The sequence below is a fragment of the Staphylococcus sp. GDY8P57P genome, from assembly GCF_017892585.1.
Lineage (GTDB): Bacteria > Bacillota > Bacilli > Staphylococcales > Staphylococcaceae > Staphylococcus > Staphylococcus borealis.
The window spans coordinates 67526-85784 of record NZ_JAESLK010000003.1 but is presented as its reverse complement, the minus strand read 5'-3'; the positions used below and the strand labels follow the sequence as shown (position 1 = coordinate 85784).

Genomic DNA, 18259 nt, shown 5'->3' with positions numbered 1-18259 from the left:
ATGTCAACAAATATAGCAATTAATGGTATGGGTAGAATTGGTAGAATGGTGTTAAGAATCGCTTTACATAAAGAAGACTTAAATATTGTAGCGATTAACGCAAGCTATCCACCTGAAACAATTGCGCATCTAATTAATTATGATACTACTCATGGTAGATTCGATAAGAAGGTTGAACCTATTGAGAATGGTATCCGTGTCGATGGACATGATATTAAACTTGTGTCTGACCGTAACCCTGAAAATTTACCTTGGGAAGCGTTAGATATTGATATCGTTATTGAAGCTACGGGTAAATTTAATCATGGTGACAAAGCGATTGGACATATCAAAGCAGGGGCTAAAAAAGTATTATTAACTGGACCATCTAAAGGTGGACATGTACAAATGGTAGTCAAAGGGGTAAATGATAATCAATTAGATGTTGAAACGTATGACATTTTTAGTAATGCGTCATGTACAACAAACTGTATTGGACCGGTAGCTAAAGTTTTAAATGATCAATTTGGTATTGTTAATGGTCTTATGACAACAGTTCATGCAATTACAAATGATCAAAACAATATAGATAATCCACATAAAGATTTACGTCGCGCACGTTCTTGTAACGAAAGTATTATACCAACGTCAACTGGTGCTGCTAAAGCTTTAAAAGAAGTACTCCCAGAATTAGAAGGTAAACTTCATGGTTTAGCTTTACGTGTACCAACTAAAAACGTTTCACTTGTTGATTTAGTGGTTGATTTAAAAGAAAACGTAACAGCAGAACAAGTTAACGATGCATTCCGTAATGCAGATTTAGATGGCATTCTTGATGTAGAAGATGCACCATTAGTTTCGATGGACTTTAATACTAACCCTAATTCAGCAGTCATTGATGCTCAAAACACAATTGTAATGGGGGATAATAAAGTAAAAGTGATTGCATGGTACGATAACGAGTGGGGTTATTCAAATAGAGTAGTTGAAGTTGCTCAACAAATTGCCAAATTAATTGGTTCTGAAAATGTTGCGACTGCGAAATAATAAATTTTAACAGTCAAATATCGCGAGACTATTAAATCTTTTAACTAAGATTAAATAGTCTCGCTTTTTTGTTTTATATCATTTAGTTACAAACCTTTTACATAGTATTAGAAATTAAGGAATAGGTTATACGTGAATTAGAATTTTTATTAATTTTTTTAAATTTTAGTGTGTTTTTAATGCGCATTGGACTTCTTTTGTCTAGAATGCTTTTATAGTATAATGAATCATAATCTATTCAAGAGGGTGAAAGAAATGAAATGCCCAAAATGTAGTTCAACGCATTCGCGTGTTGTTGATTCAAGACATGCAGATGATGCTAATGCAATTAGACGTAGAAGAGAATGTGAAAATTGTGGCACTCGATTTACGACATTTGAACATATAGAAGTAAGTCCATTGATTGTGGTTAAGAAGGATGGGACGCGAGAACAATTTTTAAGAGAGAAAATATTGAATGGACTTGTTAGATCATGTGAGAAGCGACCTGTACGTTATCAGCAATTAGAGGATATTACGAATAAGGTTGAATGGCAATTACGTGATAGCGGCCAAACAGAAATTTCTTCTAGAGATATTGGAGAACATGTAATGAATTTATTAATGCATGTTGATCAAGTATCTTATGTAAGATTTGCTTCAGTATATAAGGAATTTAAAGATGTTGATCAATTATTAGCATCAATGCAAGGCATCTTGAATGATAATAAACGGAGTGATATATAAATGAGTTTGCACTCATATGAATATGGTTTAAGCCCGCATGACGGTTATAAAGTGTATCGTCAATTCCAATTTAATCATAATCATTTGGAGATACTTAATCGATTGTATATGCCCTTAATAGGCGCACAAGCTATAGGTACATATCATTTTATGAACCAATTTGTGAACAGTGATGAAACATTAACACACTATACAATCATGAATGAATTAAAATTGAATTTGGCAGAATTTCGTCAATACATGGATTTATTAGAAGCAATCGGTTTGATTAAAACATATGTAAATCACGATGAACAACAATCATTTTTCATTTATGAATTAGTACAGCCACCTACTGCATATCAGTTTTTTAATGATCCTATGTTATCTGTTTACTTATATAATCAAGTTGATAAACAACGTTATAAAAGCCTAAAAAATTATTTTAAAAAACAAGAACCTGATTTAAATGGCTTTCAACAAGTTACGCGCAAATTTACTGATGTATTTAAAGTACCTCATGCTAATGTTCCTGTAGATGCATCATCAATAAAAAAAGAAAAGTCATACAATGGTATTGATTTATCTAATGTGTCGTTTGATTTTGAAATTTTAAAAGAGATGCTACGTAATCATTTTATTAGTGATGAAATTATTACTAAAGAAACCAAAGATTTAATAGTTCAATTAGCGACTTTATATGGTTTAACAGAAGATGCTATGAAGCGTATTATTTTAAATTCTATTACAAGTAATCAACAGTTATCGCATGAAGAAATTAGAAAACATGCCCGTTCGTATTATTTGATTGAACATAATCAACAATTACCTGAGCTGGAACCAAAAGGTAGCAGTGAAAGCCAAAGTGAAGTTACTCATATTCGGCAAGCTACATCGTCAGAACAAGTCACTACAGATAATAATTGGTTGCAATTGTTAGAGGAAACGAGCCCAATCGATATGTTGACATCTTGGTCTGGGTCAGAGCCAACATTCCAACAAAAGAAAATGGTTGAAGAATTAATTGAAAGAGAAAAGTTAAACTTTGGTGTTATAAATATTTTGCTTCAATTTGTCATGTTAAAAAATGATATGAAATTACCAAAGACATACATTTTAGAAATTGCATCCAACTGGAAGAAATTGGGCATTAAGTCTGCAAAAGAGGCATATGACTACGCATTAAAAGCTAGTGAGCAAAAAGCCGATTACAAAGGCAACGATAAATCTCAATCAAGAAAACGATATGCTAAATCTCGAGAAATTGTATCTAGAGAGAAAACGCCAAAATGGTTGAAAAATAGAGGACAGGAAAAACAGGAAAAAGCACTAACTAAAGAAGAACAGGAACGTTTTGAAAAAGAACGCGCTGCATTCCGTGAGCAACTCATACGTGATTGGGAGGAGGATTAAATGAAGTCATTTAATAGTATTATCAAAGCAAATGGAGATTTAGAGAAACGAATTGCTAAAATCAAGCAGCAAGTCATAAATGACCCTGCTGTAAAAGCATTCTTAAACCAGCATCAATCTGAATTGACGAACGACATCATTGATAATGATTTGAATGTATTACAAGAGTATAAAGATCAACAAAAGATTTATGATGGTCATGATTACGAACACTGTCCGAATTTTGTAAAAGGACATGTTCCTGAATTATATGTGGAGAATAATAGAATAAAAATTCGTTATAATATGTGTCCATGCAAAATTAAACATGATGAAGAAAAATTCAATGCGCATTTAATAACTTCACACCATATGCAACGCGATACGTTAAACGCTAAGATGAAAGATATCTATGATTCAGATATACATCGACTAGCTATCGCTAAACATGCGAATGATATGTGCAAGCAATTAGTTAATGGCGAGAAGGTAAAAGGTATGTATATTCATGGTCCTTTTGGAACAGGTAAGTCGTTTATCTTAGGTGCAATTGCAAACCAACTTAAAGCTAAAAGTATCGCCTCTACGATTGTTTATTTACCTGAATATATTCGTACACTTAAAAGTGGCTTCAAAGATGGTAGTTACGAAACTAAGTTACAACGCATAAGAGAAGCAAAAATATTAATGATAGATGATATTGGCGCAGAAGAAGTGACACCATGGGTGAGAGATGAAGTGATTGGTCCATTGTTACACTATCGAATGGTCCAAGAACTTCCAACATTTTTCTCATCAAATTTAAATTTTGACGAGTTAGAGCATCATTTATCGATTACGCGTGAAGGTGCAGAAGAAACGAAAGCAGCTAGAATTATAGAAAGAATTAAAACATTGTCAACACCATATTATTTAGATGGTAAAAATTTAAGAAATAATTGAAATTTAAAATAACTATTGTATAATTAAGATAAATCTTAATCGTTGAAATAGTTGAAGATATGATAATTTAATCCATGTTATACAGCGAGCTAATATTTAGGATGAGAATTTAGCTAACATATTAAGTTATTACTCCTTCATTATTAGGTATTGGTAATCAATGCCCGGCTCAAGACCGTTATCTTAAGCAGAGATGTTTAGCAATTGCTAAATAACTAGGGTGGTACCACGACAAACTCGTCCCTTTTTTAGGGGGCGAGTTTTTTTATTTCAACGAAAATAGAATTTAATTACGGAGGTTTTATAAATGGATCAAATCAATGTTCAATTTCCAGATGGCAATTCGAAAGCGTTTGATAAAGGAACAACAACTGAAGATATAGCACAATCAATTAGCCCAGGATTAAGAAAAAAAGCTGTGGCTGGTAAATTTAATAATCAAATGGTGGATTTAACTAGACCATTAGAAGAAGATGGAAGTATTGAAATTGTAACACCTGGTAGTGATGAAGCACTTGAAGTTTTACGCCATTCTACTGCACATTTAATGGCTCAAGCTTTAAAACGTTTATACGGGGATGTGAAATTTGGTGTTGGACCGGTTATAGATGGCGGTTTTTATTATGATTTTGATATGGACGAAAAAGTTTCATCAGATGACTTTGAAAAAATTGAAAAAACAATGAAACAAATTGTTAATGAAAATCATAAAATTGAACGCAAAGTTGTATCTAGAGATGAAGCTAAAGCTTTCTTCAAAGATGATCCATATAAATTAGAATTAATCGATGCTATTCCCGAAGATGAAAGTGTAACGTTATATTCACAAGGTGAATTTACGGATTTATGTCGCGGTGTACACGTTCCTTCAACTTCTAAAATCAAAGAATTTAAGTTACTTTCAACTGCTGGTGCCTATTGGCGTGGAGACAGTAATAATAAAATGTTACAACGTATTTATGGTACAGCCTTTTTCGATAAAAAAGATTTAAAAGCACATTTAGAAATGCTTGAAGAACGTCGTGAACGAGATCATCGTCGCATTGGTAAAGATTTAGAACTATTCACAAATAACCCATTAGTAGGGGCTGGATTACCATTGTGGTTACCAAACGGTGCTACAATCCGTCGTGAAATTGAACGCTACATTGTTGATAAAGAGGTAAGTATGGGATATGACCATGTTTATACACCTGTATTAGCAAATGTGGAGTTATATAAAACGTCTGGACACTGGGACCATTATAGAGATGACATGTTCCCACCAATGAAATTAGATGAAACAGAAGAGATGGTATTACGACCTATGAACTGTCCGCATCATATGATGGTTTATAACAACCGTCCACATTCTTATCGTGAATTACCTATTCGTATTGCTGAGTTAGGTACTATGCATAGATATGAAGCGAGTGGTGCTGTATCAGGTTTACAACGTGTACGTGGAATGACATTAAATGACTCTCACATTTTTGTAAGACCTGATCAAATCAAAGATGAGTTTAAACGTGTTGTAAATATGATTCAAGAAGTATATAGAGACTTTGGCTTTGAGGATTATACATTTAGATTAAGTTACAGAGATCCTGAAGACAAAGAGAAATATATGGATGACGATGAAATGTGGAATAAAGCTGAAACTATGCTAAAAGAAGCGGTTGATGAAATGGGATTACCATACGTTGAAGCGATTGGCGAAGCGGCATTCTACGGTCCAAAACTAGACGTACAGGTTAAAACTGCTATGGGTAAAGAAGAAACATTATCTACTGCGCAAATTGATTTCTTATTACCAGAAAGATTTGAATTAACTTACATCGGTAGTGATGGTGAAAATCATCGACCAGTCGTTATTCATCGTGGTGTCGTTTCAACTATGGAACGTTTCGTAGCCTTCTTAACTGAGGAAACAAAAGGTGCCTTCCCAACATGGTTAGCACCAAAACAAGTTGAAATTATCCCAGTTAATGTAGATTTACATTATGATTATGCTAGAAATTTACAAGATGAATTAAAATCACAAGGCGTTCGTGTAGAAATCGATGACCGTAATGAAAAAATGGGTTACAAAATACGTGAAGCCCAAATGCAAAAAATACCTTACCAAGTTGTAGTAGGCGATAAAGAAGTTGAAAATAACGAGGTTAATGTACGTAAGTATGGTTCTCAAGATCAAGACACAGTTGAAAAAGATGAATTCATTTGGAATTTAGTTGATGAAATTCGTTTGAAAAAACGCAGATAGTCTTGATAAAAAAGACAGCATAATGTATATTACTATATAGTTAAATAAAAAAAGAGTTAGAGGTTGCGTCTTTAATGAGTAACACTTCAGAAGTTATTAGGGAACGTATGTTGAAAGTGTGAAAGGTAAAGATGCCGAAATGAATGATATCCTTAAAGATCATTTGTTGGGACAGTTATCGAACAGAAACTGTACTGTCACAATTTGTGATGTGCTACCGAAATAGATTAAGCAAATGGTTGCATATCTTAAGGTATGCAACCATTTTTATATGCTTTAAAAAGTATGAAAAATGGTTTGAAAGTATTGATTGAATGCGTTCATAATCATCGCATAACACAACAAAACGATTTTAGTTAGCCTCTACTGTAAGAAAGGGAGCTTCTATGAGAAAAGTAGAAAGTCAAAATGACGGTATCAAAAGAGGATTGAAAGATCGCCATATTTCTATGATCGCTATGGGAGGTTGTATAGGAACTGGATTATTCATGACATCTGGTGGTGCAATACATGATGCTGGTGCATTAGGTGCTTTAATTGCGTATGCCATTATAGGTGCGATGGTGTTTTTCCTAATGACATCTCTAGGTGAAATGGCAACATATCTACCGGTTTCTGGATCATTTAGTACTTATGCAACACGATTCGTAGATCCATCTTTAGGATTTGCGTTAGGATGGAATTATTGGTTTAACTGGGTTATTACAGTTGCAGCGGATGTTACAATTGCTGCTCAAGTTATTCAGTATTGGACACCTATGGCTGGCATTCCAGCTTGGATATGGAGTTGTATTTTCTTAGTCATTATATTCGCTTTGAATTCTTTATCAGTGAGAGTTTATGGTGAAAGTGAATATTGGTTCGCATTAATCAAAGTCGTAACAGTTATCATCTTTATCGTCATTGGTTTGTTAACGATATTAGGTATCATGGGTGGCGAATTTGTAGGCTTTGATACATTTACTAAGGGTGAAGGACCTATTTTAGGTGGCAACCTAGGTGGCAGTTTATTATCAATTCTAGGTGTATTCTTAGTTGCTGGATTCTCATTCCAAGGTACTGAATTAATTGGTATAACTGCTGGAGAATCTGAAAATCCAGAGCGCGCAGTACCAAAAGCCATTAAACAAGTATTCTGGAGAATATTACTATTCTATATTTTAGCGATATTTGTTATTGGTATGTTAATTCCTTATGATAGCAATGCTTTAATGGGTGGCGATGACAATATTGCTACGTCACCTTTTACATTAGTATTCAAAAATGCTGGTTTAGCCTTTGCAGCATCATTTATGAATGCAGTTATTTTAACTTCTGTATTATCTGCAGGTAACTCAGGTATGTATGCATCAACACGAATGTTATATTCTATGAGTAAAGATAAATTAGCTTTCCATTCATTTGGTAAAACGAATAAATATGGTGTGCCATACTTATCATTATTTGCGACAGCAATTTTAGTTGTTATTATTTTCTTAGTTCAAAAACTAAGTGGTGACGCATATGAATATATTGTTGCTGCAAGTGGTATGACAGGCTTTATCGCATGGGTTGGTATTGCGATTAGTCATTATAGATTTAGACGCGCATTTGAAAAACAACATCACAGTAAGAGAGAATTAAAATATAAAGCAAAATGGTTCCCATTCGGTCCAATTTTTGCAGGGATACTTTGTGTGATTGTTATTATTGGGCAAGATGTTGATTTCATTAAAACAGGTCATTTTGATTTAAATCGATTTGTTATCACATACATGGGTATTCCAGTATTCTTAGTGTTCTTTATTTATCATAAATTGAGATATAAAACTAAGATGATTCCATTGGATAAAGTAGACTTAAGACAAGATGTGTCAATGGATGAAGTAAAACATCATTAAATTAAAAATATTTGTTGACTTATACCACATACACTGATATGATTAATAACGTTGAATACGAAACGTACCAAGTAGAAACACCCGTTTCTCACCTGTAGCGACGCATTAAGCAGTTGGCAGGTTAATCATGTCACACATTATATGTGTATGAGAGAAGAGCGGGCATTCTATGCTCGCTCTTTTTGCTTGGAAAATTTCGTAAAATTTTGGGAGGTGTCAATCATAGCAAAAGATCAAACGCAAGTTAACGAAAAGATTCGCGCTAAAGAATTACGTTTAATTGGCCAAAATGGTGACCAAATTGGTGTTAAATCAAAACGAGAAGCTTTAGAAATGGCTGAACGTGTTGAATTAGATTTAGTAGTTGTAGCACCAAATGCTAAACCACCTGTTGCGAGAATTATGGATTATGGTAAATATAAATTCGAACAACAGAAAAAAGAAAAAGAAATGAAAAAGAAACAAAAAGTTATCAATGTTAAAGAAATACGCTTAAGTCCAACTATTGAGGAACACGATTTCCAAACTAAGTTGAAAAATGGTCGTAAATTCTTATCTAAAGGCGATAAATGTAAAGTTTCTATTCGTTTTAGAGGTCGTGCAATTACGCATAAAGAAATTGGTCAACGCGTATTAGAAAAATTCGCTGACGAATGTAAAGATATTGCCACTGTTGAACAGAAACCTAAAATGGAAGGGCGTCAAATGTTTATCATGTTAGCGCCTGTTAACGAAAAATAATTCATTATTATTAGGAGGAAATGAATCATGCCAAAAATGAAAACTCACCGTGGAGCAGCTAAACGTGTTAAAAGAACTGGTTCAGGTCAATTAAAACGTTCAAGAGCTTTCACATCTCACTTATTCGCAAATAAAAACACTAAACAAAAACGTAAATTACGTAAAGCTAAATTAGTTTCTAAAAGCGATATGAAACGCGTAAAACAATTATTAGCTTATAAAAAATAATTGTCATTAATAAACGAACGATAAATCATTGTTATATCTAAGGAGGAATTTAATATGCCACGAGTTAAAGGTGGAACAGTAACAAGAGCACGTCGTAAAAAAACGATTAAATTAGCTAAAGGTTACTTCGGTGCTAAACACACATTATATAAAGTAGCAAAACAACAAGTAATGAAATCAGGTCAATACGCTTTCCGTGACCGTCGTCAACGTAAACGTGACTTCCGTAAATTATGGATTACACGTATCAATGCAGCTGCACGTCAACATGACATGAGCTATTCAAGATTAATGAACGGCTTGAAAAAAGCAGACATCAATATTAACCGTAAAATGCTTTCTGAAGTAGCTATTTCAGATGAAAAAGCATTCGCTGAATTAGTATCTAAAGCTAAAGAAGCTTTAAAATAATTGATTTAATAAAGATGACTTTGAAGTCATCTTTTTTTGTTTTCAAATAATTAAAAATTGAAATTATAAATCGTTAATGCACCTTTATTTGTTCTTTGGTGATTGAGTTTGATAAAATGCTAATTAAGAAATTATTGTAAGGAGAACACTATGTCTAAATATGATGAGCAAATTATAGTAGTACCAAGAGATATCCTTTTTGAAGAAGAATCAAACGCCTTTAATGGGTTTTTAACTAAAAATGATCCACAAGGCAAAGCAATATTTAATACTTTTTCTAAATATGAAGTTAAACGACGTGGAGATATGGAAGAGGACCCTTCATATAAACAATTAATTTCATATTGCTTACTAGAAAATGAAAAAAATGAATTGCTAATTTATAAAAGGTTAAGCGGTGGTGGAGAATCACGTTTACACGGTCAATCATCTATTGGTGTGGGTGGACACATGAATGATGTAATAGGCGCGAGTTCGATTAATGAAATTTTAAGAGAAAATGCTCAAAGAGAACTTGAAGAGGAAGTAGGATTATCTGAAGCCAATTCTCAAAATATGGAATATATCGGATTTATAAATGATGATACAAATGATGTTGGCAAAGTACATATTGGTGTAGTTTTTAAAATTAAAGTTAACTCAAATGATATTGAAGTTCGCGAAACAGATACATTAAAAGTTCAATGGTTGGAGAAAGAAAGCATTGATAATTATGATGATTTTGAAACATGGAGTGCATTGATTTTAAAAGAGTTATAGGAGGGAGATGAAATGTCTGATATTATCCCTTTTCCGAAATTGCAACAAAAATTATATAAAGATATTAAAGTAGCACATAATAAGCAACAATATGAAATGCTATACCAATTGTTTGAAAATTATGAGACACAATTTGAATTAGACGAAACACTAGCTTTAATTAAATGTAATATGCTGTATCATTTAAATTCTTTTTTAGAGTTAAGAGAAGAGGCTATTGTACTCTTGAAAAGAGGGATTCAACAATATGATGAGTTAATGTTATATTACATCAAAGCGTTAAATGGTCTTGGGCAGTATTATGAATCCGTCAATGTTATTAATCAGATCATAGATGAAGTTCAAAGTCATAAAACTAGAATGGCGTTATTCCCACTAAAAGAATATGCGCAATCACAGTTGAATGAAGATAAACATATAACTAGTCAAATGTTGACTAAATTCAACACCTTGAACCTAAACGAACAAATTCAATTAATACTTAAATTGATTGATAATGGCCATTATGAATTTAAAGAAACCATTGCCTTTTTGCTAGCCAATGAGGTAGAAGCAGATAATTTAAAGAGTTTAATGATCGAATTTTTAAGGTTTGCTGGATATCATTCAGCGATTTCGATAAAAAAGATGGGTCACTCCATTAAAGTTATTCCATCTGAGCTTAATGGTCTAGAACATACTGAACTTAAAACTCAAGTCATTCCTAAAGTCATTGAGCGTTTAGAGAATGGAGCGCTAAACATCATAGATGAAGCCATACATGCAATGAATAACCATGCTATATTATTATATCCACTTAATATATATGAATTATTTGATTATGAAGATTGGATTATGGGATATGATGTTTATTTTAAATCAATGATTGGTATAGAAAGTACGGAAGCTAATTTAGACGTATTAAGTTTTATTCATCAACTTGATGGTCAACTTTGAGCAAATTATTTTATAATATTAAATGAATTCGTTAAAGTTAGATTATTGAAATTTAAAAGTGTTTTAAAGCCCTATAAAAGACTGTTTGTGTCCGTATTGGACGTGTGCTATAATAGGGAAGTTGAAAAAATAAAAATGTAATCATGGAGGTATTTATACATGACAGCAACTTGGGAAAAAAAGGAAGGTAACGAAGGATTATTAAAAGTTACAGTTCCAGCAGAAAAAGTAGACAAAGCATTAGATCAAGCATTTAAAAAAGTAGTTAAACAAATTAACGTGCCTGGTTTCCGTAAAGGTAAAGTGCCTCGTCCTATCTTTGAACAACGTTTCGGTGTAGAAGCATTATATCAAGATGCAGTAGACATTCTATTACCTGAAGCTTATGGTGAAGCGATTGATGAAACTGGTATTAACCCAGTAGCACAACCTGAAATTAATGTTACACAAATTGAAAAAGGTAAAGATTTCGAATTTGAAGCTACTGTAACGGTTGAACCAGAAGTTCAATTAGGTGATTACAAAGGTTTAGAAATTGAAAAACAAGATTCAGAATTAACTGATGAAGATTTACAAGAAGCAATTGACCACAGCTTAGGTCACTTAGCTGATATGGTAGTTAAAGAAGATGGCGCTGTTGAAAATGGTGATACAGTGAATATCGACTTTGATGGCTATGTAGACGGTGAACAATTTGAAGGTGGACAAGCTGACGGTTATGACCTTGAAATCGGTTCAGGTTCATTTATCCCTGGATTTGAAGATCAATTAGTAGGCGTTAAAACAGGTGAAGAAAAAGACGTAGTTGTTACATTCCCTGAAGAATATCATGCTGAAGAATTAGCTGGTAAAGAAGCTACTTTCAAAACAAAAGTAAACGAAATTAAATATAAAGAAGTACCAGAATTAGATGACGAAATCGCTAATGAATTAGATTCTGAAGCTAATAGTGTTGATGAATACAAAGAAAACTTACGTAAACGTTTATCAGAACAAAAAGCTGAAGAAGCTAAAAATGTAGAAAAAGAAGAAGCAATTAACAAAGCGACTGATAATGTAACAATCGATATTCCTCAAGCAATGATTGATACTGAATTAGATCGTATGGTTCAAGAATTTGGTCAAAGAATTCAACAACAAGGATTAGACTTACAAACTTATTTCCAAATTTCAGGTCAAGATGAGTCTCAACTAAGAGAACAAATGAAAGATGACGCTGAACAACGCATTAAAACAAACTTAACACTTTCAGCAATTGCAGATAAAGAAAATATTGAAGCAACTGATGAAGATATCGATAAAGAATTAGAAAAAATGAGTAAACAATTTAATATCTCTGTAGAAGATATTAAAAACACTTTAGGTAATACAGACATCATTAAAAATGATGTACGTATTCAAAAAGTTATTGACTTACTTAGAGACAATGCTAAATACGTTGAATCTACAAAAGAAGACAAATAATAATTCATTGTTAAATTAATAATTAAAATTTAAAGTAGCAGGTGCATCAATATATGTAACCTGCTACTCTATGTTTTAAGCATTTTAGTTGTTAACCATGAATTTGCATTGTAGAATGCTATCTAGTATAGTCGTTTAAGAATAGAGGTGTAAATGAATGTTTAAATTCAATGAAGATGAAGAAAATTTAAAATGTTCTTTCTGTGGTAAGGACCAAGACCAAGTTAAGAAATTAGTCGCAGGAAGTGGCGTATATATCTGTAATGAGTGTATCGAATTATGTTCAGAAATTGTGGAAGAAGAGTTGGCTCAAACGACTTCTGAAGAATTTACTGAACTGCCTACACCGAAAGAAATTATGGATCATTTAAATGAATATGTTATTGGTCAAGAAAAAGCTAAAAAATCTTTAGCAGTAGCTGTATATAATCACTACAAACGTATTCAACAATTAGGACCTAATGAAGACGAAGTCGAGTTACAAAAAAGTAACATTGCGTTAATAGGACCAACTGGTAGCGGTAAAACTTTACTCGCACAAACATTAGCCAAAACGTTAAACGTCCCATTTGCAATTGCAGATGCTACAAGTTTAACAGAAGCTGGCTACGTTGGTGATGACGTAGAGAATATTCTATTACGATTAATTCAAGCAGCCGACTTTGATATTGATAAAGCTGAAAAAGGTATTATCTATGTTGATGAGATTGATAAGATTGCTCGAAAATCTGAAAATACGTCTATTACACGTGATGTATCTGGTGAAGGTGTTCAACAAGCTTTACTTAAAATTCTTGAAGGCACGACTGCTAGCGTGCCACCACAAGGTGGACGTAAACACCCAAACCAAGAATTAATCCAAATTGATACAACGAATATCTTATTCATTTTAGGTGGTGCGTTTGATGGCATCGATGAAGTTATTAAACGTCGCTTAGGTGAAAAAGTAATTGGATTTGCAAGTAATGAAGCGGATAAATATGATGAAGAAGCATTGTTAGAACAAATTCGTCCAGAAGATTTACAATCATATGGTTTAATTCCTGAGTTTATCGGACGTGTGCCAATTGTTGCTAACTTAGAAACATTAGATGTAGAGGCGCTTAAAAATATTTTAACGCAACCTAAGAACGCTTTAGTAAAACAATATACTAAAATGTTAGAACTTGATAATGTCGAGTTAGAATTTACAGAAGAAGCATTAGCTGCTGTAAGTGAAAAAGCAATTGAACGTAAAACAGGTGCACGTGGCTTACGTTCTATTATTGAAGAAGCATTAATTGATATCATGTATGATGTGCCATCATCAGAAGATGTAACTAAAGTCGTAATTACAGATAAAACAATTAATGATGAAGTTGAACCAGAACTATATGACGCTGAAGGCAACTTATTGAATGATAGTAAAACATCTGCTTAATTAAATATATTGCTTAATATGCTTTAATGATTCACAGTCACCAGTGTTAAAGAAATTCAAGACAATTATAAATTGGAGTGGGACCTCGAATTCAATTTGAATTCCGTTCCACTCTTTTTTATTTTGAGTATTTGTTTGTTTAGAAATATCACAATATATATTATAATGAAACAGTTAAAATTAATTCTAAAAGAGAGGATAATCTATGAATATTAATCCTAATAATATTGATTTAATTATTAGTGCAGTTCAAGAAGCACAGTATCCAGATTCAGGTTTATCTGAAGTAGCGTTAAGCGGACGGTCAAATGTCGGTAAATCCTCATTTATAAATAGTATGATAGGTAGAAAGAATATGGCACGTACGTCACAACAGCCAGGGAAAACACAAACATTAAATTTCTTTAATATTGATGATCAATTAATATTTGTTGATGTACCTGGATATGGATATGCAAAAGTAAGTAAATCTCAACGTGAAAAATTTGGTAAAATGATAGAAGAGTATCTGACTAAAAGAGAAAGTTTAAAGTTAGTTATTCAATTAGTTGACTTACGCCACAATCCTACGGAAGATGATGTTTTAATGTATAATTATTTAAAACATTTTGATATTCCTACTTTAGTCATCTGTACTAAAGAGGACAAGATTGCTAAAGGCAAAGTTCAAAAGCACATCAAAAATATCAAAGAAAAATTAGATTTAGATCCTGATGACACGATCATTAGTTACTCATCAATTCAAAATACTAAACAGCAACAAATATGGGATTTAATTGCTGATTATTTATAATCATTACAATCTAAACAAAGTTGAAACTTTTGTTTAGATTGTTTTATGTTTAAAGTGTCAAAATTTTGACTTTAAATTAGAATCTTTCTAATTTGTTTGAGCAATCAACTTAAAATCGTTAAATTATGTGTTATACTAACAGTATTGTTAGTATTTGGAGGGCGTTATAAATGCATTTTATTGCTTTAAGTATAAATCATCGCACTGCCGATGTAGCACTTAGAGAGCAAGTCGCTTTTAGAGATGATGCCTTACGATTAGCCCATGAAGATTTGTTCGAAACTAAATCTATTTTAGAGAACGTTATTCTATCTACATGTAATCGTACTGAAGTATATGCCATAGTTGATCAAATCCATACGGGTCGTTATTATATACAAAGATTTTTAGCGCGTTCATTTGGATTTGAAGTAGATGATATAAAACAAATGTCAGAAGTTAAAGTGGGGGACGAAGCAGTTGAACATTTACTGCGTGTCACTTCTGGCTTAGATTCTATTGTACTGGGTGAAACACAAATTCTTGGACAAATGAGAGACGCATTCTTTTTAGCTCAAGATCTTCAAACAACTGGTACAATGTTCAATCATTTATTTAAACAGGCTATTACATTCGCTAAAAAAGCGCATAATGAAACTGATATAGCAGATAATGCTGTTAGCGTTTCATATGCTGCGGTTGAATTAGCTAAAAAGGTATTTGGTAAACTAAAAGGTAAACAAGCTATCATCATAGGTGCAGGGGAAATGAGTGAGTTATCACTTTTAAATTTGTTAGGTTCAGGTATTGATGATATTACTGTTGTAAATCGAACTGAAACTAATGCGTATAAATTAGCAAACAAGCACGGCGTGAATTATAATACACTTGAGTCATTACCAACTCTATTGACTGATGCGGATATTGTTATCAGTTCAACAAGTTCACCAGACTTTATTGTTACAAAATCTATGATAGAAGATGTCAATCTTCAAAGAAAAGCTTCATCATTACTGTTAATTGATATTGCAGTTCCTAGAGATATTGAACCAGATGTTAACATTAGTGAGAATATATTCAGTTATGATGTGGATGACCTTAAAGGTTTAGTTGATGCAAATTTACGAGAACGTCAAATGGCTGCAGATTTTATAGCCAGTCAGATTCCTGATGAAGTACAGGCACATAACGATTGGGTGAATATGTTAGGTGTTGTACCTGTTATTAGAGCGTTACGTGAAAAAGCAATGACAATCCAATCAGAAACGATGGATAGTATCGACAGAAAGCTTCCTAATCTTACAGATAGAGAACGTACAATAATTTCGAAACACACTAAAAGTATTATCAATCAAATGTTGAAAGATCCAATAAAACAGGCCAAAGAATTGAGTAATGATAAGAGAAGTAATGAAAAATTAGAGCTATTTCAAAACATATTTGATATTGATGCTGAAGATCCTTACGAACATATTAAAGCGCGTAAAGCACAAAAAGAAAAAGAAATGTCTATCCGTCATATCTTTAGTTTTGAATAAGCATATTTATATGGTGATAATATGCAAGAGACCCTGTTTATTAGATTTCATGAAATAATATTAATTATATATTTAATTAGTATTCTCTGTTATTTTATTGACTTCGTTAAAAAGAGTCATAAAATTAGACAATTGGGAATTTATACATTAGGGATTGTTTGGATATTACAAACAATCTCTTTGTCTGTTTATATCACTTCACATAATAGAATTCCTTTAAGTTCGTTATTTGATGTATTTTTCTTTTTATCGTGGATAATCATATGTATTGCACTGATTTTAAATGTTGTTAAAGTATTAAGTTTTTCTGTGTTCTTTCTTAATGTAATAGGATTTATCTTATTAATGATGAATACGTTTCAACCTGAACATTATTCAACAAACGTGCAACGGGTTGCAGTCATTAATGAATTATTATTAGTGCACATTGGATTAGCAGTATTAAGTTATGCATTTTTTGCTTTAGCTTTTGTTAATTCGTTGCTTTATATTATTCAGTACCGAAATTTGAGAGAGAAGAATTTTGATCAAAAGTATTTTAGGATTGGTAGCGTAGCTACACTTGAAACCGTTGTGTTCTACTCATCTTTAGGTGGATTCATCATCTTGATTTTAAGTGTTATCCTAGGTGCTCAGTGGGGCGTGTATGCCATTGGTCATAGTATCTTTGCTGACCCTAAAGTAGTACTATCGTCAATTATTACCATTTTCTACGCTATTTATTTAATAAGTCGTATCAATCACTGGTTTAAAACAATTTATTTAATCTACTTTAACATTGTGTTATTTTGCTTATGTATGGTTAATTTATTTTTTACAACGCATTTCACTTAAATTTTTTAAATGTCATTAGGAGGCAACAAGTATGCGCAAATTAGTTGTAGGCTCACGTAGAAGTAAACTTGCTTTAACACAGAGCCAACAATTTATCGATAAGTTAAAAGAAGTGGATCCAACTCTAGAAATTGAAATTAAAGAGATTGTCACAAAAGGTGATCGCATTGTAAACAAACAACTATCTAAAGTTGGTGGAAAAGGGTTATTCGTCAAAGAGATTCAGCAAGAACTTTTTGACAAAGATATCGACATGGCGATTCACTCACTTAAAGATGTGCCAAGCATCATACCTGAAGGTTTAACCTTAGGTTGTATTCCAGATAGGGAAGTACCGTTTGATGCTTATATTTCAAAAAATCATGTTCCATTACATGAATTACCAGACGGTAGTATTATTGGAACAAGTTCATTAAGACGTGGTGCTCAAATTTTATCTAAATATCCTAATTTAAAAATAAAATGGATAAGAGGTAATATTGACACGCGCCTTCATAAACTTGAAACAGAAGATTATGATGCCATTATTTTAGCTGCTGCTGGATTGAGACGCATGGGTTGGTCAGATGACATCGTTACAACGTATTTAGATAAAGATGTTTTATTACCAGCTATCGGCCAGGGTGCATTAGGTATTGAATGTCGTAGTGATGATACCGAGTTATTAGAATTATTGCAGAAAGTCCATAATCAATCAGTAGCAGACTGTGTTACTGCTGAAAGAACATTCCTTTCGGCTATGGATGGAAGTTGCCAAGTACCTATTGGTGGTTATGCCACAAACAAAGAAAATGGGGAAATTGAATTTACTGGGCTCATTATGACGCCAGATGGCTCAGAAAGATATGAACATACAGAGGTTGGTAGCAATCCAATTGATTTAGGTGAAAAAGTCAGTCGTGTATTAAAAGAGCAAGGCGCTTATGACATCATAAAAAAATTAAACGAAGAACAATCGCATTAAAC

The 18259-nt window shown here is 32.7% G+C and carries 17 protein-coding genes, 1 riboswitch and 1 other annotated feature; all 17 genes read left to right on the top strand.

Annotation, left to right across the window (positions count from 1 at the left end):
• The 17 genes from gap to hemC all read left to right on the top strand — a co-directional run bounded on the left by gap (position 1) and on the right by hemC (position 18257).
• Complete coding sequence (gene gap / locus KA878_RS01185) at positions 1–1026, top strand: type I glyceraldehyde-3-phosphate dehydrogenase (RefSeq protein ID WP_193839241.1); 1026 nt, start codon at positions 1–3, stop codon at positions 1024–1026.
• 255 nt (positions 1027–1281) lie between these two features.
• Positions 1282–1752, top strand: coding sequence for a transcriptional regulator NrdR (nrdR, locus tag KA878_RS01180; RefSeq protein ID WP_037551021.1), 471 nt, complete (start codon positions 1282–1284; stop codon positions 1750–1752).
• Positions 1753–3144 carry a replicative helicase loading/DNA remodeling protein DnaB gene (dnaB, locus tag KA878_RS01175; RefSeq protein ID WP_193839242.1) on the top strand — a complete coding sequence of 464 codons (1392 nt, stop codon included), beginning with the start codon at positions 1753–1755 and terminating at the stop codon, positions 3142–3144. It abuts the gene before it with no gap.
• Positions 3145–4065: a primosomal protein DnaI gene (dnaI, locus tag KA878_RS01170; protein WP_193839243.1), complete on the top strand. Its 921-nt coding sequence runs from the start codon at positions 3145–3147 to the stop codon at positions 4063–4065.
• 307 nt (positions 4066–4372) lie between these two features.
• Complete coding sequence (thrS, locus tag KA878_RS01165; protein ID WP_075109387.1) at positions 4373–6310, top strand: threonine--tRNA ligase; 1938 nt, start codon at positions 4373–4375, stop codon at positions 6308–6310.
• A 49-nt stretch (positions 6311–6359) separates the two neighbouring features.
• A riboswitch (Lysine riboswitch) is annotated at positions 6360–6535 on the top strand.
• A 161-nt stretch (positions 6536–6696) separates the two neighbouring features.
• Entirely contained in the window at positions 6697–8190 is a 1494-nt protein-coding gene (locus KA878_RS01160; RefSeq protein ID WP_053029598.1) for an amino acid permease, read from the top strand.
• A 63-nt stretch (positions 8191–8253) separates the two neighbouring features.
• Positions 8254–8381 (top strand) — a sequence feature (ribosomal protein L20 leader region).
• A 22-nt stretch (positions 8382–8403) separates the two neighbouring features.
• Complete coding sequence (gene infC / locus KA878_RS01155) at positions 8404–8931, top strand: translation initiation factor IF-3 (protein WP_075109389.1); 528 nt, start codon at positions 8404–8406, stop codon at positions 8929–8931.
• Between the two features lie 27 nt (positions 8932–8958).
• Positions 8959–9159, top strand: coding sequence for a 50S ribosomal protein L35 (gene rpmI / locus KA878_RS01150; RefSeq protein WP_002448990.1), 201 nt, complete (start codon positions 8959–8961; stop codon positions 9157–9159).
• A gap of 54 nt (positions 9160–9213) precedes the next feature.
• Complete coding sequence (rplT, locus tag KA878_RS01145; protein WP_011275545.1) at positions 9214–9570, top strand: 50S ribosomal protein L20; 357 nt, start codon at positions 9214–9216, stop codon at positions 9568–9570.
• Positions 9571–9720: 150 nt separating this feature from the next.
• Positions 9721–10329 (top strand): NUDIX domain-containing protein, encoded by a 609-nt coding sequence (locus KA878_RS01140; protein ID WP_075108316.1) that lies wholly within the window; start codon positions 9721–9723, stop codon positions 10327–10329.
• A gap of 12 nt (positions 10330–10341) precedes the next feature.
• Positions 10342–11265, top strand: a complete 924-nt coding sequence (locus tag KA878_RS01135) for a hypothetical protein (RefSeq protein WP_075108317.1) — start codon at positions 10342–10344, stop codon at positions 11263–11265.
• 159 nt (positions 11266–11424) lie between these two features.
• The gene (gene tig / locus KA878_RS01130; protein WP_053029595.1) at positions 11425–12729 is read left to right on the top strand and encodes a trigger factor; all 1305 of its coding nucleotides are present in this window, start codon (positions 11425–11427) and stop codon (positions 12727–12729) included.
• 157 nt (positions 12730–12886) lie between these two features.
• Complete coding sequence (clpX, locus tag KA878_RS01125; RefSeq protein WP_070854903.1) at positions 12887–14149, top strand: ATP-dependent Clp protease ATP-binding subunit ClpX; 1263 nt, start codon at positions 12887–12889, stop codon at positions 14147–14149.
• Positions 14150–14354: 205 nt separating this feature from the next.
• Positions 14355–14942, top strand: a complete 588-nt coding sequence (gene yihA / locus KA878_RS01120) for a ribosome biogenesis GTP-binding protein YihA/YsxC (protein WP_193839244.1) — start codon at positions 14355–14357, stop codon at positions 14940–14942.
• Positions 14943–15112: 170 nt separating this feature from the next.
• Positions 15113–16459: a glutamyl-tRNA reductase gene (gene hemA, locus KA878_RS01115; RefSeq protein ID WP_193839245.1), complete on the top strand. Its 1347-nt coding sequence runs from the start codon at positions 15113–15115 to the stop codon at positions 16457–16459.
• Positions 16460–16480: 21 nt separating this feature from the next.
• Positions 16481–17293 carry a cytochrome C assembly family protein gene (locus tag KA878_RS01110; RefSeq protein ID WP_075108319.1) on the top strand — a complete coding sequence of 271 codons (813 nt, stop codon included), beginning with the start codon at positions 16481–16483 and terminating at the stop codon, positions 17291–17293.
• A gap of 31 nt (positions 17294–17324) precedes the next feature.
• Positions 17325–18257, top strand: coding sequence for a hydroxymethylbilane synthase (hemC, locus tag KA878_RS01105; protein WP_075108320.1), 933 nt, complete (start codon positions 17325–17327; stop codon positions 18255–18257).
• Positions 18258–18259: the final 2 nt, after the last annotated feature.